Origin of the sequence: Bradyrhizobium sp. Arg237L (assembly GCF_029990105.1) — a bacterium.
Classification (GTDB): domain Bacteria; phylum Pseudomonadota; class Alphaproteobacteria; order Rhizobiales; family Xanthobacteraceae; genus Bradyrhizobium.
Genome location: NZ_JAQMIL010000015.1, coordinates 104,134 through 126,560 on the forward strand (window position 1 = coordinate 104,134; position 22,427 = coordinate 126,560).

A 22,427-nucleotide genomic window follows, 5' to 3' on the forward strand; every position below is an offset into this window, starting at 1 on the left:
GCCATACGACTTTGCGACAAAGTGGCTCACTGGGACCGGATTCTGCGACTGCTTGTACTTAAAACGGGTTCAACCCTGCGCGACCGATACATTCTGTTACACTTTTCCGGTGGGTTGAACGCTGGACTTCGGTATGATGTGGAACGGAGCAACTGGATGGACTCGGCACCGCACATCGCCGTCGTGGATGATCATCGCGACATCCGCGATCTGGTCGGCAAATACTTGATGCAACATGGCTACCGCATCAGCCTTGCGGAGAGCGCCGCTGCACTTCGCCGTCTGCTCGAACGAAGTGCTTTTGACCTGGTGGTTCTCGACGTCATGATGCCGGGTGAGGACGGATTGTCTCTCTGCCGCCATCTCCGCAGTACCACGGACCTTCCCGTTATCCTGTTGACTGCCATGGTGGAGCAGACCGATCGGATCGTCGGCCTCGAAATCGGCGCCGATGACTACGTGTGCAAGCCATTCAATCCGCGCGAACTCCTTGCCCGTATCAAAGCGGTGCTTCGCCGAGTCCAAAGCCTGCCGCCGCAGAAAGGCCGGCTCGCGACCAAGATCGTACGTTTCGATCGGTGGACCTTTGACATCAGCCGGCGCGAGTTGGTGGGACACGATGGCGTTGCTGTGCCGCTCAGCACCGCGGAGTTTCGGCTCCTATGCGCCTTTGTCGACCATCCCGGTCTGGTGCTCAGCCGCAATCAGCTCCTCGACTTGACGGTCGGCCGAGATGCCGATCCGTTCGACCGGAGCATTGACAATCAGGTCAGTCGCTTGCGGAAGAAGATCGAGGCCGATCCGAAGGTGCCGGCCTTGATCAAGACTCACTGGGGCGGTGGATACAGCCTCGTCGCACAGGTCGAACGGCCATGATGAGCTTATGGAAGCGCAGCCTGGCGGCCCGCTTCATCTGCTTCACGCTGCTGTCCCTCATGCTGTCGCAAGCAGTGGTGTTCTTCATTTCCTGGGATGAGCATGGGCAGGCAATCCGGAAGGCCGCCAAGGGCGAGATTTTCAGCCGGTGCGCCTCGCTCGCCCGGGTCTTAGAGGCGACGCCTCCAGCGCTTCAGTCCGATATCCTGAACGCCAGCAACACCAGTTCAGCAAGATATTGGATATCGGCCAACGGCCTGAAGGATGCCCCCGCCTGGCGAGAGGAGGCGTGGGAGCGTTTGGCCCAGCCGTTGCCGCGCGTATCCTTTCCCGGCCACAGCGCGCCCGTCGAGGCGAGACCGGATTTCGTCCGAAATTCGGCCAGCAGTAGCAGCGCCACCTCCTCGCAATGGATCGATCTCAAGCCGGGAGCTTGGCCGCTGTCCCGGCCAGCGAAATTTCTCTATCTCGATGACAGCACCGGCATGGGTTTGGCCGTTCAATTGGCGGACGGCGCATGGCTGAACACTGCATTTGCCAAACCTGCGCAAGACGGCTTCTGGACCTCCCAATCCACCGTAACGCTCGGCCTGTCGGCGTTGTTGTTGTCGATCATTGCCGTATTCGCCGCGCGCGGCATCGCGCAACCATTGCGTCGCCTGGCCGTGGCGGCCGAAGCCCTTGGCCGCGGTCAGGAGATCGTACCGCTGCCGGAGACCGGCCCCGACGATATCCGGCGCACGGCCGAGGCATTCAATCGCATGCAGGCACGTCTGCATCGTTTCGTCGACGATCGAACCAGAATGCTGGCCGCCATCGGCCATGATCTGCGCACACCTCTGACCTCACTCCGTTTGCGTGCAGAATTCGTGCCTGATCAGGAAGTGCGGGAGAAAATGCTCTCCACGATTACAGAGATCCAGACGATGACGGAGGCAACCCTCGCATTCGCCCGCGAGGATGCGACCGCAGAAGCCACACGTACGGTGGACCTCTCCGCTCTCGTGGAAAGTCTTTGCGACGATCTCGCCGAACTCGGCTACGATGTTTCGTTCTCGGAGGGGGCGAAGATCAGCTATAGCTGCCGACCAGACGCGCTGCGGCGCGCGTGCCGCAACCTCGTCGAAAATGCCATCCGTTATGGCGAGCGGGCGCGGGTCAGCGTAGAGAGGCGAGCAGACAGCATCGAAATCATCGTCTCGGATGATGGACCCGGTATTCCGGACAACGCCAAGGAGCAGGTTTTTACGCCGTTCTTTCGGATGGAGAATTCGCGGAATCGCGAAACTGGAGGCGTCGGTCTTGGTCTTTCTATTGCGCGGACCACAGTCCGCCACCATGGCGGAGATATCACATTGATCAACCAGCAGAAGGGACTGCGCGCGGCCATTAGCCTGCCACCGCTGGATAGCGGACCTCCTCCCAATAGCGGACCTCCTCCCATCGGGGTCCGGGTCACGGTCGCAGGAGTGAAGGACAATATCAACGCTCTCGAACCGGCAACCCGCAGCGTTTCCACTTGAGCATACCATCGAGATAATGCCTTGCCACAATACGCTGTTTGAAATTCGATCCAGAATATTGATCAAGGTCCGGTGCACGACAGCGGGCTGATTCCGACCGTCGGTTGTGCGCGGACGCATTCTCGCTGAATGCCGCCAAGCGACATGCCTTTGACAGGTCCAGGGAGAGGTCAAAATGAAAACGCTAACGAGTGGAGCGACGCGTCTTGCACTAGCACTGCTGCTTACAATCGGAGCAACGCTGATGTGTGCCGCAAAGACATTCGTCTATGTGTCGAACGCGCAGGACGGCAACATCGATGCCTACACCATGGACACGAGCACCGGCTCGCTCACGCCGATCGGAAAGGCCGAGGCCGGCAAGCTGGTCATGCCAATGGCAGTGAGCCCGGACAAGAAGCACCTCTATGCCGTGGTACGCTCGCAGCCGCCGCACGTATTGACCTACTCCATTGATCCGGCAGCCGGTGTGATCACGCAGAAGGCATCGGCGCCGCTTCCCGACAGCATGCCTTATGTCTCGACCGATCGCACCGGGCGCTACCTGTTCACCGCCTCTTATGGCGGCGACAAACTCGCCGTGAGCCCGATCGACGAGAATGGGCTGGTCGAGGCCGAAGCGATTCAAGTGATCCCCACCGGCCGCAACGCGCATTCGATCTTGCCCGATCGCAGCAACAAATTCGTGTACGCGGCCACGCTCGGCGCCAATCAGGTGTTGCAATTTACTTTCGACAACAACACCGGCAAACTCACGCCCAACGTCCCGGCGGCGGTCAGTCCGGGGCCGGGTCACGGCCCCCGCCACATGGCGTTGTCGCCCGACAACAAGAACCTCTATGTGCTCAACGAATTGTCGGGGCACGTCACGCAATATGCGGTCGATTCCGGCAAGGGGACGTTGACCCTCGTCGAGAGCATTAGCTCGGTGCCGGCGGATGCCGGCCTCGCTTGGGGTACGCCGCAGGCGCCCGTCGGCGCTGCACCGACGCCCGGCTCAGCGCTGCCGAAGGACGAGAAGCCGAAAGTCTGGGCTGCTGACATCCAAATCACGCCCAACGGCAAGTTTCTGTATTCGACCGAACGTACCACCAGCAAGATCGCCTTGTTCACCGTGGCACCCGGAACCGGCAGGCTCGCCTACGTCGCCAATTTCGCGACCGAGGCGCAGCCGCGCGGCATTGGGATCGATCCGAGCGGCCAGTACCTCGTCGCGTCGGGTGAAAAGTCGGATCACCTTTCGGTCTACAAGATCGACCAGAGCACGGGCAAACTCGGCGAGCCTAGTCGCTATCCAGTGGGAAGTGGAGCGAACTGGGTCGAGATTGTCGACGTGCAGTGAGCGTACTCGCTTTTTTTGGGCTCTGTTCCGCGGAGATCGTGCGTTGCGCCTCCGCGATTGCTCTTGTTCTACTCCCCAATGATGGCCATCGACGTGAGCCAGGATGGCTTCAATAGGATTGCGTTGGCGACCATCAGCCACGGGCTCGCTGTCGCTCAAGTACACAAAGACCTCAGCTCCGGCGGCGGGGCGCCCTTCCCCTCGAGCATCCCCAGCGCTAGCGCGGCCTCCACCCGCACGCTCGGATCCTGATCGCCCGCTAGCTGTCGGAGAGGGAGGAGGGCTTGTTCGATCCCCGGGAAGGCCGGACCGAGGCGACCGAGGTGCCAGGCCGCCAGGCTGCGGACGAAGCCAAGCTCGTTGCCCAACTCCGCGATGAGGACGGTGACCGACTCTCCACCCGATGGCGCCACCCGGGCCAGGGCCGCCGCCGCCCAGACGCGCACGAACGCAACCGGGTCCTGGAGGGCCGCGGCGAGGTCGGACATAGCCTCGGTTGCCGCGGGGCCGATCTCGCCCAGGGCATATGCGCCGAGGCGGCGCTGGAGCGGATCGGTGCTCGAAAGCTCCCTCGCCCAGTCTGGAACGGAAGTCCCTAGGTAAGCGAACTGCGCGCTCATGGCCCGACCCTCAAGGCCCCGCGCCGAGCCGGCGGTCCAGGTTGAACGCGGCGCTTATCAACCCGATGTGAGTGAATGCCTGCGGGAAGTTGCCCAGCGCTTCGCCACACGGACCTGTCTCCTCGGCGTACAGACCGAGGTGGTTGGCGTAGGTCAACATCTTTTCGAAGATGAAGCGGGCCTCCTCGGCGCGGCCCGCCCGGGCCAGCGCTTCCACCAGCCAGAACGTACACATATTGAACGTCCCCTCGCTCCCGGTCAGGCCGTCGCCGGCTCCTCTGCCGATCTCGTAGCGGTGCACCAGGCTGTCGGAGACCAGCTCCGCCATGGTCCGGTCCAGCGTCCCGCGCATGCGGGGGTCGGTCGGCGACAGGAAGAAGACGAGCGGCATGATCAGATTGGACGCATCCACCGCGTCAGTGGCGAAGTGCTGCACGAAAGTCTGCCGCTCCGTGTCCCAGCCGTGCGTCATGATGGCCTCGTAGATGCGGTCCCGCTCCGCGGCCAGGCGGGTGCGGTCCAGCGGCAGGCTCCGCTTCTGCGCAAGGCGGATCGCCCGATCCAGCGCCACCCAGCACTGCACTTTGGAGTAGACGAACTGCTGCTGTCCACCGCGCACCTCCCAGATGCCATCGTCGGCTCGCTCCCAGTTGTTCGTCACCCAGTCCAGCATCTTGCGCAAATGGCACCAGGAATCATAGGCGATCGGCGTCCCGTACTTGTCGTACAGGTAGACGGCGTCCATCAACTCGCCATAGATGTCGAGCTGCAACTGGTCGGCAGCGGCGTTGCCGACTCGCACCGGACGCGAGCCGCGGTAGCCATCGAGGTGGCCGAGGACCTCCTCGGGCAACTCGCGCCCGCCGTCGATGCGATACATAGTCTGCAACGGGTCGCCCCGGGTGCCCTCGACGGCCCGTTGCTCCAACCAGGCCATGAACTGCTCTGCCTCCGACGTCAGCCCCAGGCGCAGGAAGGCGTAATTGGTGAAAGCGGCGTCGCGCACCCAAGTGTAGCGATAGTCCCAGTTGCGCACCCCGCCGATCTCTTCCGGCAGCCCGCAGGTCGGCGCCGCCACGATCGCGCCGGTCGGCGCGAACGTCAGCAGCTTCAACACCAGCGCCGAGCGGTGGACCATCTCGCGCCAGCGACCTGAATAGTTGCACTTCCTCAGCCACTGCCGCCAAAAGGCCAGGGTCTGCGTCAGGGCCTCCGTGCCGACCAGCCGCGCCTCGAGCAGGACCCCGTCATGAACGCTGTCGTGGCCGTTCTCCTCCACCTGGCGGAGGATGAACGTGGTCGTCTCGCCGGGGTTGAGGACGAACTCGGCAGCGACGCCGTCGCCCTGCCGACCAAGCGGGAAGCGGCTGACTAGCGAGACTTTCATGCCTTGCGCCTCGAAGATCGCTCCCCGGCCCTCCAGGACGACCTGGTGGGGCCGGCGGGCGAAGTCGAAAGCCGGCCGGCAGTCGAGGCGGAAGCGGACCGACCCGCGCACCGCCCGCACGACCCGGACGATCTGATGGATCTTTCTGATCTCGCGCGCGCCTTGGACCGGCATGAAGTCCACGACCTCACCGACGCCCTGGTCGCTAAGAAAGCGCGTCACCAGAACGTTGCTGTCAGGCATGTACATCTGTTTGTGCTGCGCCTCGTAGAGACTGGCGATGCGGAATGAGCCCCCTTTCTGGTCGTCGAGGATCGCCGCGAAGACGCTCGGCGAGTCAAAGTGCGGCAGGCAGCACCAGTCGATGGAGCCGTCGATGCCAACCAGGGCAACGGTGTGCAGGTCGCCAATGACGCCGTAGGACTCGATCGGCTTGTAGCCCATGATCTCGTCTCCTCCGCTCGCTCGACGCTGATCGAGCCCCACGATGGGCGTATCGTCAATGCCCTGAGGCGGCGAAAAGACACACCGGATATTCAACTTTTTTGCTTGCAACCCTCGCCCGCGGCCGCTCGCCAGTAAAATTTCTGAAATTCAGAATCCGCTAAGAGGTCCGAAAAACATCGTTTGCATCGAGATCAACTGGTCTGCACTTTCGATAGCTTAAGCGTTCTACGCTGAATGTGGAAACTCCAGCCGTGCACCGAAGGGCCTCCTTTGGACGGCTCCTGGAGCGCCTCGCAGGACGTCAAAGCGCGTCTCATCGCCATCGCGCCAGAAACGGATGTCGAATAGCCCTGTACCGAGACGCAGATCGAGTACGGTCAGATCGGGCAACCATTGCGGCAGAGATGGATCAACGTACAGCTTTCCCTTCGGAGCGTCCGGCGCGAACCCAAGTATCGCCTGCAGAAATGCGAAGACCGACCCCGCTGCCCAGGCCTGTGGGATGTTGGCGCCAAGATATTGAACGGGAAAGCTCCTTCGATCACGCTCGATCGTCGTATAGAGCTCCGGCAACTGATTGGACAGGAAGTGGCTTCCGGCATCGCTGATATCGCGTGCGATCCTTGCGGCCTCTCCGTGGAATCCATATCGTTTGAAGCCGAGAGCGATGACGGCATTGTCGTGGGGCCAGACCGACCCGGTTTGGTAATTGTATGGGTTGAACGCTGGGTTCGAGGCCGACAGCGTGCGGATGCCCCAACCGCTCCACATGTCCAATGCCATGAGACGTTGCACGACCTTTCCGGCGCGTTCCTGCGGAACGATGCCTGACCACAAGCAATGGCCGGCATTAGAGGCAACCGTAAGGACCTTGTTCTTTTCACCATCCAGCGCCAGGGCGTAGAAACCCAACTCCTCATCCCAGAAGGTCTCGTTGAACCGTTTGAAGAGTGCTGCGGCTTTCCTTCGCAGATCCGCGGCACGGCGTGTCTTGCCGAGTTCATCGAACACTTCCGCCATGCGCAGCCAGGCGTCATAGACATAGCCCTGCAACTCGCAGAGCGCCTTCGGTCCCTTGACAAGCGATCCGTCAGGATAAACCACACTGTCTCCGGAATCCTTCCAGCCCATATTCTCGTAGCCGACCGGAGAGCGGGTCTGATATTCCTGGAATCCATCGTCGTCGCTATCACCGTGGTTGTCTATCCAGGACAGGCATCCCTCCGCGGTCTCAAGATGCTGATCCAACAGCGCCCTGTCGCCCGTTGCCCGCCAGGCCGCATGTAGCGTGATGAGATAGAGCGGCGTCGCATCGGCCGTGCCGTAATATGGTGTGTGCGGGATCAGTTTGAAATGAGCGAGTTCTCCGTAGCGGATTTCATGCAGGATCTTTCCCGGCTCCGCGTCACGATAATCGTCCCGTTCCTTCGCCTGGAGCGAGCCCAGGATGTCGAGCGTTCCACGGGCGAAATCTGGATAGATCAGCATGTTCTGTAGCGACACGATCAAGCTGTCCCGGCCGAACGGAGCCACAAACCACGGCAAGCCGGCGGCAGGCAGGAACACCATGTGATCGGTGCCGGCGATCGGGAACCGAAGCGCCGCCATGTCCTCCAGCGCCTGGCGATAAAGGCGGTAGAACTCCTCGTTACTGCAGCGGATCTTCAGTACCGATTGCAGCCAGTCCGAGAGCGCCTCGGCGTGGCGGGTTCGTTCATGGTTGTGCACACACGCGTCCGGTGCAGCGAAGTGTCGGTCGCCGTCCTCCAACGCATAGAGCAAGCAGCAATGCCAGGCTTCGCCCGCCTCGAGGCTGATTTCGAAGCTCAATCGGCCATTGGCGTACTCGATTTCGCTCTGGCGATGTACAGGAGCAACGGTTACTGCGCGGACGAAATCGCTGTTGCGATAGCATGTGCGAAGTTCCTGGTTCGCCGACGACCATGTCGTGGTGATCCGCCCGCGGCGCACAATATCGCCCGATTTTACCTCGAAAATGTCTGCGAAGTCCGACCGTATCGCGATCTCGAGCTGGAAGCGTACCCGCTTCGTGCCGTGATTTGTAATGTCGAGATCCTCGTGCATCCCGCCATTGATGTATCGGCTGATCACGAAACCGAGCGTGCGCGGCGGGATCAAGCCGTCGGCGGAGGGAATCCCGGGGTTCGTAAGATAAATTCGGGACGCGTAATGGGTGATGGAACCTCCATTGAGAAGATCCCAGGGTTCACCATTTGCGTAGACGGCCCAGCTGCTGATTACCCTTGTATCAAGGAAATAAAGTCCCTTTTCAGTTGGCCAGTTGATTTGTGCGTCTGGTTCGCTGACCAGCACTGTTTGCCCCTGATGGATCGAGATTTGATGCGGGCCAACCTGAACCTTAAATGGCATGGGATGCTCCCGAATTCGACCACTTGGTGCCCGCGATCGCAACAATGGCATCAACAACGACCAGATGAGGCTGCAAGCTTCTCTAGAAGCATTGCTAAGGCAGAAGGATTACGCGTTTCGGTCTCATCTGCCAGCTGGATTTAGGTTTCCGACAAGAACGAACGATACCTTGCTCTCCCCTCGGGGCCCGGTGGGGATCTTATTTCCGCACACGCGCTGGCTCAAAGGACTCCGGCGCCGCAGTCGCAAATGCCTGTAGCGAATAGGTCAGCGTTTCAGACGCACATCCCTTCGAGTGGCGAACTATCATAACGCTAGAGGGCTGGTCGTTGCTTCTCCGAAGAAGTCGCGCTACCAGTGGGCGGGCGCGCGCACGGGCCTTGATACGGAGATGCCCTAGTACGAAGTGTTCCGAGTTCAGTTCTTTCCGCCGCACGCGCCGGAAGGACCAAGCTGAAGGGGCGAGACCATGAGCGCCGTCCTTCCGATCGTTTGCCTTGCAAGGCATGGCGAGACCGCGTGGAGCCTCTCAGGCCAGCATACCGGCCTCACAGATTTGCCTCTCACCGAGCGCGGCGAGCTCAATGCGCAGAGTTTGGGCTCGCGGTTGCTGGGTTTCACTTTCGCGAAAGTGTTCACGAGCCCCCTGAAGCGAGCGGTCCGGACGTCTGAGTTGGCTGGCTTCGGCGTCGAAGCGGAACCCGACCGCGATCTGCTGGAATGGAACTACGGCCAATACGAGGGGCGTCGCACAAAGGAGATCCATGAAGAGCGTCCTGGCTGGCAATTGTTTCGCGACGGCTGTCCGGGAGGAGAAACACCGAACCAAGTCGGCGCCCGGGCCGATCGCATTGTGGAGCGCGTTCGCAACGTCCCAGGGAACGTGTTATTGTTTTCGAGCGGACATTTTCTCCGAGTTTTGACCGCACGCTGGTTAGGCCTCGATGCGGGGGCCGGACGGTTCTTCACGCTCGACACTGCAAGCCTGAGCATACTTGGGTACGAACACGATCAGTCAGAACCAGCGATCCGGCTGTGGAATGACACCCGGCACGTCGAAGGTCGGTTCGCACCAGCCTTCGCACACTGAGGTTTAGAAGCGCCAGTCGGAGTAACATACTCTTGAATATGCCCCGTGCGTGTTAGGCGCGCACGCTGAGCATATTGCAGAGAGTTGCGTAAAGGTAAGACCGATGAATCAGGTCGTCTTTCTGGTCGATGTCGACAATACGCTTCTCGACAACGACCACATCCAGGCTGACATCAAGGCCCACCTCGAGCGCCAGTACGGTGCCGCCTGTCGCGACCGATACTGGGCAATTCTCGACGACCTGTTTGTCGAACTGGGGTATCGAGACTATCTCGGTGCACTGCAGCGATACCGTGTCGAACACCCGCAGGACATGCATCTGTTGTCCATGTCTTCGTTCCTGGTCGATTACCCGTTCGCCAATCGTCTGTATCCGGGATCGCTTGATGTGCTCGAACGACTGCGTCAGTGGGGCCCAACCGTCCTTCTCACTGATGGCGACGTTGTTTTTCAACCGCGTAAGGTTGAGCGCTCCGGCCTTTCAGAGGCAGTCAACGCGCATGTGTTGATCTACATCCATAAGGAACTCGCGCTCGACGATGTCGCGTCCCGCTATCCGGCACTGCACTACGTCCTGGTGGACGACAAGCCGCGAATCCTCGCCGCGGTCAAGGAAGCTTGGGGCAGTCGCGTCACCACTATTTTCCCTCGACAGGGACAATATGCGCATGATGCGAAGGCGCTCGCCTCCTTCACACCCGACGTGACGGTGGACCGGATCGGAGACCTGCTCGACTGTGATCTGGGTCGCCTGCTTGCGGCAATCCCTCAACTCGAAGCTGTGCGGAGGTGAAGCGATGAAGGCAACGCAAAAGCTCCACGAGCTCGGACAGAGCGTTTGGCTCGACAACATCACGCGCGACCTGCTAACGAGCGGCACTTTGAAGCGCTACATTGCCGACTTGTCGCTGTCGGGGCTCACATCGAACCCGACAATCTTCGATCACGCGATCAAGAACAGCTCTCATTATGATTCTGCGATCCGCAGCAAGCTGAACGAGGGAAAGTCGGGTGAGACGCTGTTCTTCGAACTAGCAATCGAAGACCTGGCGCAGGCAGCGGACCTGTTCCGCCCGATTTGGGACCGCACCAATGGTGTAGACGGATGGGTCTCGCTCGAGGTCTCGCCACTCCTTGCACATGATACGGCGAGCACAATCGCAGCCGCCAGGGAGTTGCACGCACAAGCGAAGCGCCCCAACCTCTTCATCAAGATACCCGGCACCAGGGAAGGGCTGCCCGCCATCGAAGAGGCAATTTTCGCCGGCGTGCCCGTGAATGTGACCCTGTTGTTCAGCCGAGAGCACTACCGGGCCGCGGCCGAGGCATATCTGCGGGGCATCGAGCGGCGCATTGCAGCCGGTCTGAATCCAAATGTTGGCTCCGTTGCATCCGTCTTCGTCAGTCGCTGGGATGCCGCCGTCGCCAACAAGGTTCCCGCGCCTTTACACAACAAGCTCGGTATCGCAATCGCGAAACGAACATACAAGACAGCCTGCGAGTTGGTCGGCTCAGCACGCTCGCGGCGTATTTACAACGAGGGTGGGCGGCCACAGCGCCTGCTATGGGCGAGCACGGGAACCAAGGATCCCGCGGCATCCGACGTCCTGTACATCAAGGCGCTGGCCGCGCCGCTCACGGTCAACACCATGCCGGAAAGCACGGTGAAGGCCCTCGCCGACCACGGAGACGTTGGAGAGATGTTGGCGGCCGATGGCGGCGACTCCGAAGAGGTGCTGTCGCAATTTGCAAAGGCCGGCATCGATGTCGATGCGTTAGCAGCAACGTTGCAGGACGAGGGCGCCAAGTCGTTTGTCAAATCCTGGAACGAACTGCTGGAGGTTATCTCTGCCAAAACCGAGGTGCTCAAGAAGGCAAGCTAGGTTGCAATCGAGACTAAGGTCCTCCCGATGAATATACTGGTCGTCGACGTTGGCGGCACCCACGTCAAGATCCTTGCCTCCGGCGAAAAAGAGAAACGAGAAATTGACTCCGGGCCGACCCTGACGGCACGGCAGATGGTATCGAGCGTCAAGAAACTGGCCGATGGTTGGGAATATGACGTGGTGTCGATTGGTTATCCGGGCCCCGTAGTGCATGACCGGCCTGTGACCGAACCTCACAACCTCGGAAAAGGCTGGATTGGTTTCAACTTCACTGCAGCATTCAAACTGCCGACGAAAGTCATCAACGATGCCGCGATGCAGGCGCTCGGCAGCTACCGGGGCGGCAAAATGTTGTTTCTAGGGCTCGGGACGGGGCTTGGCTCGACGATGATCGTGGACGGCATTGTCCAGCCAATGGAGCTTGGCCATTTGCCCTACAAGAAGCGTACCTACGAGGATTATGTTGGCGCTCGCGCGCTGGAAGAATTTGGGAAGAAGGCATGGCGAAAGCGCGTCGAGGATGTTGTTGAATGCCTGGTTGCGGCACTCCAACCCGATGACGTCGTGCTGGGCGGCGGCAACGCCAAGAAGCTGAAACAACTGCCGCCATCGTGCCGGCACGGGGATAACGCGAACGCGTTCAAGGGCGGATTCCGGATGTGGGAAGGCCCGCTGGCGGAGAAGAGTGCTCGCTCGCGCAAGCAAGCTGCGCAAGCCGCCATGATGCGTTAGCAGGAGCGATGAATGCCAACAGCCACGAAATCAGTCACTGTACTTCCCGCCTGGAACGCTCTGTCGGCACATTTTCAGAAGGTCGGCCGCTTACATCTGCGCGAGCTTTTTGCTCAAGACCCCAAACGCGGTGACCGTTTGACGAGCGAGGCAGCAGGACTCTACCTCGACTACTCCAAGAACCGCATAACCGATGAAACGCTGAATCTGCTGCTGCAACTGGCCGAACAGTCGGGACTGCGGGCGCGGATCGATGCGATGTTCAGCGGCGAGAAGATCAATACTTCCGAGAAGCGGGCCGTTCTGCACGTAGCGCTGCGCGCGCCGAAAGGGCAATCGATCCTGGTTGATGGCGAGGACGTTGTACCCCAGGTCCATACGGTACTCGACCGCATGACCGACTTCTCCAATCGCCTACGCCGCGGCGCGTGGCACGGCCACACCGGCAAGCCGGTCTGTAACATCGTCAACATCGGCATCGGCGGCTCCGATCTCGGGCCCGTGATGGCCTATGAGGCGCTCAAACACTACAGCGACCGCGCGATGACGTTCCGGTTCGTCTCCAACGTGGACGGAACCGATTTCGCGGAGGCGACCCGCGATCTCGATCCGGCGGAGACCCTGTTCATTATCTCTTCCAAGACCTTCACAACGCTAGAGACCATGACCAATGCCCGGAGCGCGCGCAATTGGTCGCTCACGGCACTTGGGGGTGACGAGAAGTCGGTCGCGAAGCATTTCGTCGCGGTGTCGACCAACGCAAAGGAAGTGACAAATTTCGGCATCGACACCGCTAACATGTTTGGCTTCTGGGACTGGGTCGGCGGACGGTACTCCATGGACTCAGCGATCGGACTCTCGACGATGCTTGCCATCGGCCCGGACAACTTTCGCGCTATGCTTGGCGGCTTCCATGAGATGGATGAGCATTTTCGCACCGCGCCGTTCGAGCGCAACCTGCCCGTGCTGATGGGGCTGCTTGCCATTTGGTACAATAATTTCTTCGGCGCGCAGACGGTTGCCGTGTTGCCGTACGAGCAATACCTGAAACGATTTCCGGCCTATCTCCAGCAATTGACGATGGAGAGCAATGGAAAGCACGTCACGCTCGAGGGCAATCCTGTCGCGCATGACACCGGTCCGATTTATTGGGGCGAGCCTGGAACCAACGGCCAGCACTCGTTCTATCAGCTCATCCATCAGGGCACTCGCCTCATTCCCTGCGACTTCATCGCCTTTCAGAAGACACTCAACCAAGTTGGGGAGCAACATGACATGTTGATCGCGAACGTCTTTGCGCAGGGCGAAGCGCTCGCATTCGGCAAGACGGCCGACGAAGTTAAGGCGGAGGGTTCGCCCGACTGGCTCGTTCCACATCGCGTGTTCGAAGGAAACCGGCCCTCCAACACGATTCTGCTGGAACGGCTGACACCCGCCGCACTCGGTAAGCTGGTTGCACTTTACGAACACAGCGTCTTCACGCAGGGGACGATCTGGAACATCGATTCATTCGATCAGTGGGGCGTTGAGCTTGGCAAGGTTTTGGCCCAGCGCATCATCCCGGAACTCACCAGCGAGATTGAACCGAAGCTCGGCCACGACAGTTCAACCAACGCCCTGATTAGACGATACCGTACGTTCAGGTAGGAGCACCCATAAATACCGATCTCGAGGCGCCGAGAAATCTGGGCACCGGAGAGCAAACCACGTCGTAGCAGCAACATCCTTCAGAGGAGCCACCCATGCAGCTCGGAATGATCGGCCTTGGCCGAATGGGCGCCAATATGGTGCGAAGACTTCTCCGACATGGCCACCAATGTGTCGTCTTCGACATGTCACCTGATGCGGTGGCGGAGCTGGTGAAGGACAAGGCGACCGGCAGCTCTTCGCTGGCGGATTTCGTAAAGAAGCTCGAAAAGCCGCGCGCGATCTGGTTGATGGTTCCGGCAGCAGTCGTGGATAGATCGATCGGTGATCTGCTGCCGCTGCTCGAAGCCGGCGACATTCTGATTGACGGCGGCAACTCCTACTACATCGATGACATCAGGCGTTCCAAGGAGTTGGCGCGGAGCGGCATCAATTATGTAGACGTCGGCACCAGCGGCGGCGTGTGGGGTCTCGAGCGCGGCTACTGCATGATGATCGGCGGTCCTGACGAGGCAGTGCAGCGGCTGGATCCCATCTTCAAGACCCTCGCCCCCGGTGTCGGCGATATCCCGCGCACGCCAGGACGAGAGCGCGCTCCCGCCGGCACCTCCGAGCACGGCTATCTCCACTGCGGGCAGAGCGGCGCCGGTCATTTTGTCAAGATGGTCCACAACGGTATCGAGTACGGGCTGATGGCGGCGTATGCTGAGGGCCTCGGTATCCTGCGTGCGGCAAACATTGGTAAGCAGACGCACGCGACGGATGCCGAAACAACACCGCTTCGCGTTCCCGAGCACTACCAATATGACCTGAAGCTGCCCGAAATCACAGAAGTGTGGCGGCGCGGCAGCGTGATTGCCTCGTGGCTTCTCGATTTGACAGCAACAGCGTTGCTGGAAGATCCGGCGCTCTCCAAATTCGCAGGGCGCGTATCTGACTCCGGCGAAGGACGCTGGACCATCGCAGCAGCGATCGACGAAGCAGTCCCCGCCCCGGTGCTGACGACGGCGCTTTACGAGCGCTTCAGTTCTCGCGGCGAGGCTGACTTCCAGAACAAGCTGCTTTCGGCGATGCGCTACGAGTTCGGTGGACACTTGGAAAAGGCGGCCAATGAGAGACCGAGATAGCCATGAGCGAACCTAGATCCGACGCATTGGTGTTTTTCGGCGCAACCGGCGATCTCGCCTACAAGAAGATCTTTCCGTCGCTGCAAGCGATGCTGAAACGGGGCCACCTCGATGTGCCCGTCATCGGCGTCGCAAAGGCCGGCTGGACACTCGACCAGCTCAAGGCCCGAGTACGAGATAGCCTCGAAAAGCACGGCGGCCTCGACCCCGCTGCGTTTGACAAGCTAGCCGGTCTTTTACGTTACGTAGATGGCGACTATGCCGATCCGACCACGTTCGACGCCCTTCGCAGGCAGCTCGGCTCGGCGCAGCGGCCGGCACATTATTTGGCGATCCCACCGGCATTGTTTGCAACCGTAGTGGAGCGGCTCGACACTGCCGATTGCACCAACGGCGCGCGTGTCATTGTGGAGAAGCCATTCGGGCATGATCTCGCCTCGGCACGCAACCTCAACAAGATTCTGCTCGCCAGGTTCGACGAAGATCATATCTTCCGCATAGACCACTATCTCGGAAAACGACCTGTTCACAACATGGTCTTCTTTCGCTTCGCAAACGCGTTCCTGGAGTCATTCTGGGACCGCAAGTTCGTGAGCAGCGTGCAGATCACAATGGCGGAGAATTTCGGCGTGCAGGGTCGTGGTGCGTTCTACGATCAAACCGGCACAATTCGCGACGTGATCCAGAATCATCTGTTTCAGGTGTTGGCCAATCTGGCGATGGAACCGCCAGCCCGATCGGACAGCGAATCGCTGCGTGACGAGAAGGTCAAGGTCCTGAGATCGATTCCACCGATCGCTGAGAAGGAGTTGGTGCGCGGACAGTTTCACGGCTACCGGCAGGAGCCGGGCGTTGCTCCGGACTCGCAGGTGGAGACGTTCGCCGCGCTGCGACTGGAGATCGACTCCTGGCGCTGGCAGGGAGTGCCATTTTACATCCGTGCCGGAAAATCGCTTCCGGTGACTTGCACGGAGGTGATCGTACGCCTTCGTGAGGCTCCGCCGATCTTTCCCCATTGCGCCGCGATACCGAATTATTTGCGGTTTCGCATCAATCCCGACATGGCCATTGCTCTTGGCACGATGGTGATGGATGAGGGTGATCGAGAGGTCGGCGAGCCGGTTGAATTGTTGGCGAGCCGCCGCCCTGGCCCAGAAGAGATGGATGCATATGAACGCGTGCTCGGCGACGCCATGAACGGCGACCGGACGCTGTTTGCACGACAGGACTATGTCGAAGAAGCATGGCGGATCGTCGATCCGGTCTTGAAGAAGGTGACCCCCGTCCACGAATACCAAGCCGGAAGCTGGGGGCCTCATGAAGCGGACAAGAATGTCACGCCACCGGGCGGCTGGCACAACCCAACGGTAGCGTAACGCAGAGAGTGAGGAATGTAGATCGAAGTGCTCCTCGATCCCGCTTCTGTTGCTCGATGGGCGGCAGCCTATCGCTGACGAAGCACGCACACCGGTGGCCGCGCACAAGCGGCCTGTAATCGACGCCTGCGGGAGGAAATCAGCCATGACCGACGCCGAACTCGACCAGCTCGCGATCAACACCATCCGCACACTGTCGATCGACGCGGTCCAGGCCGCCAACTCCGGCCATCCCGGCACGCCGATGGCGCTTGCGCCCCTTGTCTATACGCTCTGGAACCGAGTCATGCGCTTCGATCCGCAAGATCCGATCTGGCCCGGCCGCGACCGCTTCGTGCTGTCGAACGGCCACGCGTCGATGCTGCTGTGGTCGGTGCTTTATCTTACGGGCACGCAGGCCGTGAATGCCGAGTACGAAACGTTGGGCAGGCCTGCTGTCACCCTCGACGATATCCGGCGCTTTCGCCAGATTGGGAGTCACGCGCCAGGGCATCCCGAATACCACCTGGTATCCGGCGTGGAGACGACCAGCGGCCCGCTCGGACAAGGCATTGCGACCAGCGTCGGCATGGCAATCGCGCAGCGCTGGCTCGCTGTGCGGTACAACAAGCCGGATTTTGCTATCTTCGATTACGACATCTATGCCGTGTGCGGAGACGGATGCCTGATGGAGGGTGTTGGCTCTGAAGCGGCGTCGCTCGCCGGCCACCTTGGCCTCGACAATCTGTGCTGGATCTACGACAACAACCACATCACGATAGAAGGCAGCACGCGGCTGGCATTCACCGAAGATGTAGCCGTCCGTTTCACCGGTTATGGCTGGAATATCCTTCATGTCGGTGACGCCAACGACATTGCGGGCATTGAACAGGCCTTGGCAACGTTTCGCGACACGAGCGGCCGACCGACGCTGGTGATACTCGACAGCCATATTGGATACGGCTCGCCACACCGCCACGATACGGCCGCGGCGCATGGCGAGCCGCTCGGTGTTGAAGAAGTCAAGCTCACCAAGCGCGCCTATGGGTGGCCCGAAGACTCGAATTTCCTGGTGCCTGACGGCGTTATCGAACACTTCGCCTCCGGCGTCGGCGTGCGAGGCGCCGAGGCGCACCGCAAATGGCAAGGTCTGTTCGCTGATTACCGCTCGAAGTATGCCGCGCTGGCGACCGAGATCGACCAGATGCAACAGCGCAAGCTTCCGGCAGGCTGGGACCGTAACCTGCCGTCATTCCCGGCCGATTCGAAGGGCCTCGCGGGTCGTGAGGCGTCGGGAAAGGTCCTGAACGTTCTAGCGCAGAACGTTCCCTGGTTGATTGGCGGTTCGGCCGATCTAGGTCCATCGACCAAGACGCTGCTAACCTTTGAAGGCGCAGGCGATGTTCAGGCCGCCACACCGGGCGGCAAGAATTTGCATTTCGGCATCCGCGAACACGCGATGGCTGCAATCCTGAACGGTCTGGCACTATCGAAACTGCGGCCGTTCGGCGCGACCTTCCTGATTTTCAGCGACTACGCCCGGCCCGCGATACGACTGGCCGCGCTGATGGAGCTACCGGTGGTCATTGTTTTTACCCATGATGCCATGGGCGATGGCGAAGACGGCCCAACGCATCAACCGATCGAGCATCTCGCCTCAATGCGGGCAATGCCGGGTCTGACGCTGTTCCGGCCGGGTGATGCCAACGAAGCGGTGGAGGCCTATCGCTACGTCATGCAGCTTCGTCATCGGCCAGCCTTGTTGGCGCTGTCTCGTCAACCGTTACCGACCCTCGATCGCAGCAAATATGCATCGGCATCCGGGGCGTCGCGAGGCGCCTACGTGCTTGCCGACGCTCCTGACGGCAAGCCAGACATAATCCTGATTGCCACCGGCAGTGAGTTGAGTTTGGCGGCCGACGCTCATGAGAGACTTAGCTTGGATGGCATCCGCTCACGCGTGGTCTCGATGCCTTCCTGGGATGTCTTCGAACGCGAGACGCAGGAATACCGCGACGCCGTTTTGCCGCCGGAGGTCACGGCCCGCGTTGCAATCGAGCAGGCGTCAACGTTCGGCTGGGAGCGGTACGTCGGGCAGACTGGCCGAGTCGTTGGCATGCACACTTTTGGCGCTTCCGCTCCACTGAAGGCCTTGCAGCAGGAGTTCGGGTTCACCGTCGATCATGTCATCGCGACGGTCAAGGAGCTGTTGCAGCCCTCGAAAGCCGCATAGCATGGACGATGTCGGGCACACCGTTCCACTCCGTTCGGCTGAGCATGCAAGGCTTGCCGACTCGTCGCCCGATACTCCCGGTGACTGGAAAGCGATCGGGCCTTACATCAGCGAGCGGGCTTGGGGTACGGTGCGTGAAGACTACAGTGCGGATGGACAAGCCTGGCAATACTTCCCATACGAACACGCGCGCTCGCGCGCCTATCGGTGGAACGAAGACGGTCTCGCCGGCCTTTGCGATCGAGCGCAGCGCCTGTGTTTTGCTCTAGCCTTTTGGAATGGACGTGACCCCCTCCTCAAGGAACGTATCTTCGGTCTCAGTGGTCCAGAGGGAAATCACGGCGAAGATGCCAAAGAGTACTGGTGGTACATCGACGCAACACCGACCAGCTCGTGGCTTCGTTGGCGTTACCACTATCCGCACGCGGAGTTTCCCTACGCGTTGCTTCGGCAGGAGAACGCAAGGCGCAACAAGGACGAGCCTGAATTTGAACTCGTGGATACCGGTGCTTTCGAAGGGGATCGTTACTGGCAGATCACGGCGGATTACGCCAAAGCATCACCTCATGATGTATGCATACGCATCAGCGTTCGTAACGCGGGACCCGATCCGGCTGAGCTTCACGTGCTTCCGACACTGTGGTTCCGCAACCGCTGGTCATGGGAGGCAGGTGTCGCACGGCCGACCATCCGGGCGACCGCTGAAACCGGCAACGTCGGCGCGATCGCTGAAGAAGAACTGCTGGGCCGCTGGCGCTTCACTGCCGGGGCGGATCCGGCCGGAAGGCCGCCGCTGCTGCTGTTCTGTGAAAACGAAACCAATGCCAAGTACCTGTATGGCGTCACTGCTGAGCAGACGCCCTATCCAAAGGACGGCATCAACGACCACGTCGTCCACGGTGCCGCGACAGTAAATCCTGCGAGGCAGGGCACAAAAATGGCCTGCTGGTATCGCCTCAACGTCGCTGCCGGCGAAACGGTCGAGCTCAGGCTTCGCCTGGCACGTGATGGGCTGGGCCAGACCGCGGACCTCGGGGCAGACTTCGAGCGGATCCATGCCGACCGGAGCCGCGAAGCTGACGAGTACTATAAAGCGCTGACCCCTGATAGCGCGAGCGAGGATGAGGCCGCAGTTATGCGGCAGGCGTTCGCTGGAATGCTGTGGAGCCAGCAGTTCTACCATTACGACGTCGCGCGCTGGCTCGCCGGCGACATCATACGTCCGCCCGAGGCACGCACGTTCGGTCGCAACGCGGACTGGCGCCATCTGAACAACCACGACATCATCGCCATGCCCGACAAATGGGAATATCCATGGTATGCCTCATGGGATCTCGCCTTCCATTGCGTGGTGCTGGCGCACATCGACCCCTCAGCAGCGAAGCATCAACTGCTGCTGCTGGCGCGCGAATGGTACATGCACCCGAACGGCCAGTTGCCGGCGTATGAATGGAATTTCGGAGACGTGAATCCGCCAGTTCAAGCGTGGGCCACGCTTGCGGTGTTCCGGATCGATGGCGGCACCGATTTCGATTTTCTGGCTCGCGCTTTTCAAAAGCTCTTGATCAACTTCACCTGGTGGGTAAATCGAGAAGACGCATGTGGCGACAACGTGTTCGAGGGCGGCTTCCTAGGACTCGACAACATCGGCCCGTTCGACCGCTCGCAGATGCTCCCCGAAGGCGATGTACTGGAGCAGTCGGATGGCACCGCCTGGATGGCCAAGTTCTGTCTCAACATGCTGGAGATGGCACTCCTGCTTGCCAACCATCAGCCTAGCTACGAGGACGTCGCGGTAAAGTTCTTCGAGCATTTCGCTCTCATCGCTGCCGCCATGAGCAGGCTCTGGGACGACCAAGACGGCTTTTTCTACGATCGGCTTCGCAAGCGCGACGGCTCGACTTTCACGGTGCGCGCGCGTTCCATGGTGGGACTGTTGCCAATCTTTGCGGCCGTAGAGCTCGATGCGGCGCTGTGGGAACGACTGCCGATGTTTCGCCAGCGCACGCGCTGGTACATCGAGAACAAGCCGCACCTTGCAGAATTCCTGCACATGCCGCCGACCAATGAACGCCCTCGGCTGATCTCGCTGGTGGGCAAGTCGCGCATGAAGCGGATTCTCGCGCGTATGCTCGATGAGTCGGAGTTTCTGTCGTCTTACGGGCTGCGATCGCTGTCGCGTTACCACCGCGAACATCCGCTCATCGTCAACATGGACGGACATGTCGCTCGTCTCGACTATGAGCCGGGCGAATCTCGGACCGGACTGTTCGGCGGCAATTCGAACTGGCGCGGACCGATCTGGTTTCCGCTCAATTTTCTCGCAATCGAGTCGCTACGACATCTGCATACCAACTTTGGGGAAGACTTCACCGTTGAACTGCCGACAGGATCAGGCAGGCAGGCAAGCCTCGAGCAAGTGGCCGAAGAACTCGAGCGCCGACTACTCAGACTGTTCCTCCGGAACGCAGAGGGCCAGCGACCAGCGCTCGGATTGAATCCCCGCTTCCGGCGCGGCGGGACTTGGTGCGATTTATTGCTCTTCTACGAGTATTTTCATGGCGATACCGGCGAGGGCCTTGGCGCCTCACATCAGACCGGCTGGACCGCTCTCGCCGGCGCGCTGGTGGCTAATCGGCGTTTGCGACATGATAGGGACTCGCGCAGAGGTCGCAATATTTCGAATTGGTCATCACCCGCATCGACCGCGAGTCAGGAAGCATAAGTTGCCGGGCGCTCGTGCGGAAATTCGTGAACGCATGCGAGACGACAGTTAACCCTACTGCTCCTCGCTGATTCGTGTGAACGTCCAGGTCGCGGCTGGCTTGCGCCACCGACACCCCGCGTTCCCTGAGCAGCTTGACCGCTTCGACCTTGAACTCGCGACTGAACTTCCGTCTCTTCATCGCCCACCTCCGGCTTCATGAACACCCAATCCTGATGTCCATCAAACCGGGCAGCAGCTCGATCTTCCAATAGTTCTGATCGCTCTAATTCGTTTGTAACAGCGATTACTTCGGCTTATAGGGCACTTATGCGGAAACTCGACCCTGTGAAGCACGAAAATAAGCGTCAGGAAATTTTGACGGCGGCGATGCGCTGCTTTTTGCGGAGCGGACTCAAGGGAGCCTCCACGGCCCAAATATGCTCCGAAGCAAAGATCAGCCCTGGGCACCTCTATCATTATTTCGAGAGCAAGGAAGCGATCATCGGAGCACTGTCAGAGGCATACCTTCAGACGGCAGCGGAACGCTTTAGAGCAGCAGTTGGCGGAGATCGCTCGGTAATCAATGCGATTCTTTCCGAAATGGACATGCAGGCGAAAGGGAGCCAGCCGGCCAAACTCGCGCTTATGTTCGAAGTCTTCGCCGAGAGTGCGCGCAACCCCGAAATGGCGAAGATATTGCGGACATACGACCTAAGCAGGCGTGGCGTGATGGCGGAAGTCCTACGTCACGGACAAAGGCGAGGCGAAATCGATCCCAAATTGGATCCGGAGGCTGGGGCGACGGCGGTAATCGGCCTTGTTGACGCAGCGAAAGCGATGACCCTTCGCGCGTCGCGATCCGACGTTAAAAAGGTTCAAGACACATTCAAGTCGATATTGACGGGACTTCTCCGTTCACCGACGCAAAAGGCAACGAAATCAACACCACCTTCCCGCTCGCGTCCATGATCGGGCCGAGACTGGTACGCCACGACGTACCCGCAAAAAAGGTCTTGCCCCCCATTCCAGCAAAGGCTGATTCGGCGAACACCGATCAGTGACCT

At 60.2% G+C, this 22,427-nt stretch carries 16 protein-coding genes and 1 pseudogene; 13 read left to right on the forward strand and 4 right to left on the reverse strand.

Annotated elements, in window-relative coordinates; all coding sequences use genetic code 11:
* Window positions 1-156: 156 nt before the first annotated feature.
* The 3 genes from OZ411_RS11930 (at window position 157) to OZ411_RS11940 (ending at window position 3,741) form a co-directional block, all read left to right on the forward strand.
* Complete coding sequence (locus OZ411_RS11930) at window positions 157-876, forward strand: response regulator (protein ID WP_282528118.1); 720 nt, start codon at window positions 157-159, stop codon at window positions 874-876.
* Window positions 876-2,399 (forward strand): ATP-binding protein, encoded by a 1,524-nt coding sequence (locus OZ411_RS11935; RefSeq protein ID WP_349017002.1) that lies wholly within the window; start codon window positions 876-878, stop codon window positions 2,397-2,399. The genes OZ411_RS11930 and OZ411_RS11935 overlap by 1 nt, the downstream gene beginning before the upstream one ends.
* 244 nt (window positions 2,400-2,643) lie before the next feature.
* Window positions 2,644-3,741 carry a beta-propeller fold lactonase family protein gene (locus tag OZ411_RS11940; protein WP_245475806.1) on the forward strand — a complete coding sequence of 366 codons (1,098 nt, stop codon included), beginning with the start codon at window positions 2,644-2,646 and terminating at the stop codon, window positions 3,739-3,741.
* A gap of 155 nt (window positions 3,742-3,896) precedes the next feature.
* Here the strand turns inward: OZ411_RS11940 and OZ411_RS11945 are convergent, their stop codons facing one another.
* From OZ411_RS11945 to OZ411_RS11955, 3 genes are all read right to left on the reverse strand, one after another.
* Complete coding sequence (locus tag OZ411_RS11945) at window positions 3,897-4,361, reverse strand: HEAT repeat domain-containing protein (RefSeq protein WP_130578056.1); 465 nt, start codon at window positions 4,359-4,361, stop codon at window positions 3,897-3,899.
* Window positions 4,362-4,371: 10 nt separating this feature from the next.
* Complete coding sequence (locus OZ411_RS11950) at window positions 4,372-6,192, reverse strand: glycoside hydrolase family 15 protein (protein WP_282528095.1); 1,821 nt, start codon at window positions 6,190-6,192, stop codon at window positions 4,372-4,374.
* 228 nt (window positions 6,193-6,420) lie between these two features.
* A complete protein-coding gene (locus OZ411_RS11955; RefSeq protein ID WP_282528096.1) occupies window positions 6,421-8,586 on the reverse strand; it encodes a glycogen debranching N-terminal domain-containing protein in 2,166 nt (721 codons plus the stop codon).
* A gap of 469 nt (window positions 8,587-9,055) precedes the next feature.
* On the opposite strand from OZ411_RS11955, the gene OZ411_RS11960 reads away from it, so the two are divergent.
* From OZ411_RS11960 to OZ411_RS12000, 9 genes are all read left to right on the forward strand, one after another.
* Window positions 9,056-9,676 (forward strand): histidine phosphatase family protein, encoded by a 621-nt coding sequence (locus tag OZ411_RS11960; protein WP_282528097.1) that lies wholly within the window; start codon window positions 9,056-9,058, stop codon window positions 9,674-9,676.
* Between the two features lie 103 nt (window positions 9,677-9,779).
* Window positions 9,780-10,469, forward strand: coding sequence for an HAD family hydrolase (locus tag OZ411_RS11965; RefSeq protein ID WP_282528098.1), 690 nt, complete (start codon window positions 9,780-9,782; stop codon window positions 10,467-10,469).
* A gap of 4 nt (window positions 10,470-10,473) precedes the next feature.
* Window positions 10,474-11,559, forward strand: a complete 1,086-nt coding sequence (gene tal / locus OZ411_RS11970) for a transaldolase (protein WP_282528099.1) — start codon at window positions 10,474-10,476, stop codon at window positions 11,557-11,559.
* Window positions 11,560-11,586: 27 nt separating this feature from the next.
* The gene (locus OZ411_RS11975) at window positions 11,587-12,294 is read left to right on the forward strand and encodes an ROK family protein (protein ID WP_130578062.1); all 708 of its coding nucleotides are present in this window, start codon (window positions 11,587-11,589) and stop codon (window positions 12,292-12,294) included.
* A gap of 12 nt (window positions 12,295-12,306) precedes the next feature.
* A complete protein-coding gene (pgi, locus tag OZ411_RS11980; RefSeq protein ID WP_282528100.1) occupies window positions 12,307-13,941 on the forward strand; it encodes a glucose-6-phosphate isomerase in 1,635 nt (544 codons plus the stop codon).
* Between the two features lie 95 nt (window positions 13,942-14,036).
* On the forward strand, window positions 14,037-15,068 hold the full coding sequence (gnd, locus tag OZ411_RS11985; RefSeq protein ID WP_282528101.1) for a phosphogluconate dehydrogenase (NAD(+)-dependent, decarboxylating): 1,032 nt from the start codon (window positions 14,037-14,039) through the stop codon (window positions 15,066-15,068).
* Between the two features lie 2 nt (window positions 15,069-15,070).
* Entirely contained in the window at window positions 15,071-16,444 is a 1,374-nt protein-coding gene (zwf, locus tag OZ411_RS11990) for a glucose-6-phosphate dehydrogenase (protein ID WP_282528102.1), read from the forward strand.
* A 145-nt stretch (window positions 16,445-16,589) separates the two neighbouring features.
* A complete protein-coding gene (tkt, locus tag OZ411_RS11995) occupies window positions 16,590-18,656 on the forward strand; it encodes a transketolase (protein WP_282528103.1) in 2,067 nt (688 codons plus the stop codon).
* Window position 18,657: 1 nt separating this feature from the next.
* Complete coding sequence (locus tag OZ411_RS12000; protein ID WP_282528104.1) at window positions 18,658-21,381, forward strand: glucosidase; 2,724 nt, start codon at window positions 18,658-18,660, stop codon at window positions 21,379-21,381.
* A gap of 70 nt (window positions 21,382-21,451) precedes the next feature.
* Here OZ411_RS12000 and OZ411_RS12005 read toward each other — a convergent pair.
* Window positions 21,452-21,562 (reverse strand): annotated as a pseudogene (locus OZ411_RS12005) (transposase); the annotation flags it as partial.
* Window positions 21,563-21,708: 146 nt separating this feature from the next.
* Here OZ411_RS12005 and OZ411_RS12010 point away from each other — a divergent pair.
* Complete coding sequence (locus OZ411_RS12010; protein WP_282528105.1) at window positions 21,709-22,332, forward strand: TetR/AcrR family transcriptional regulator; 624 nt, start codon at window positions 21,709-21,711, stop codon at window positions 22,330-22,332.
* Window positions 22,333-22,427: the final 95 nt, after the last annotated feature.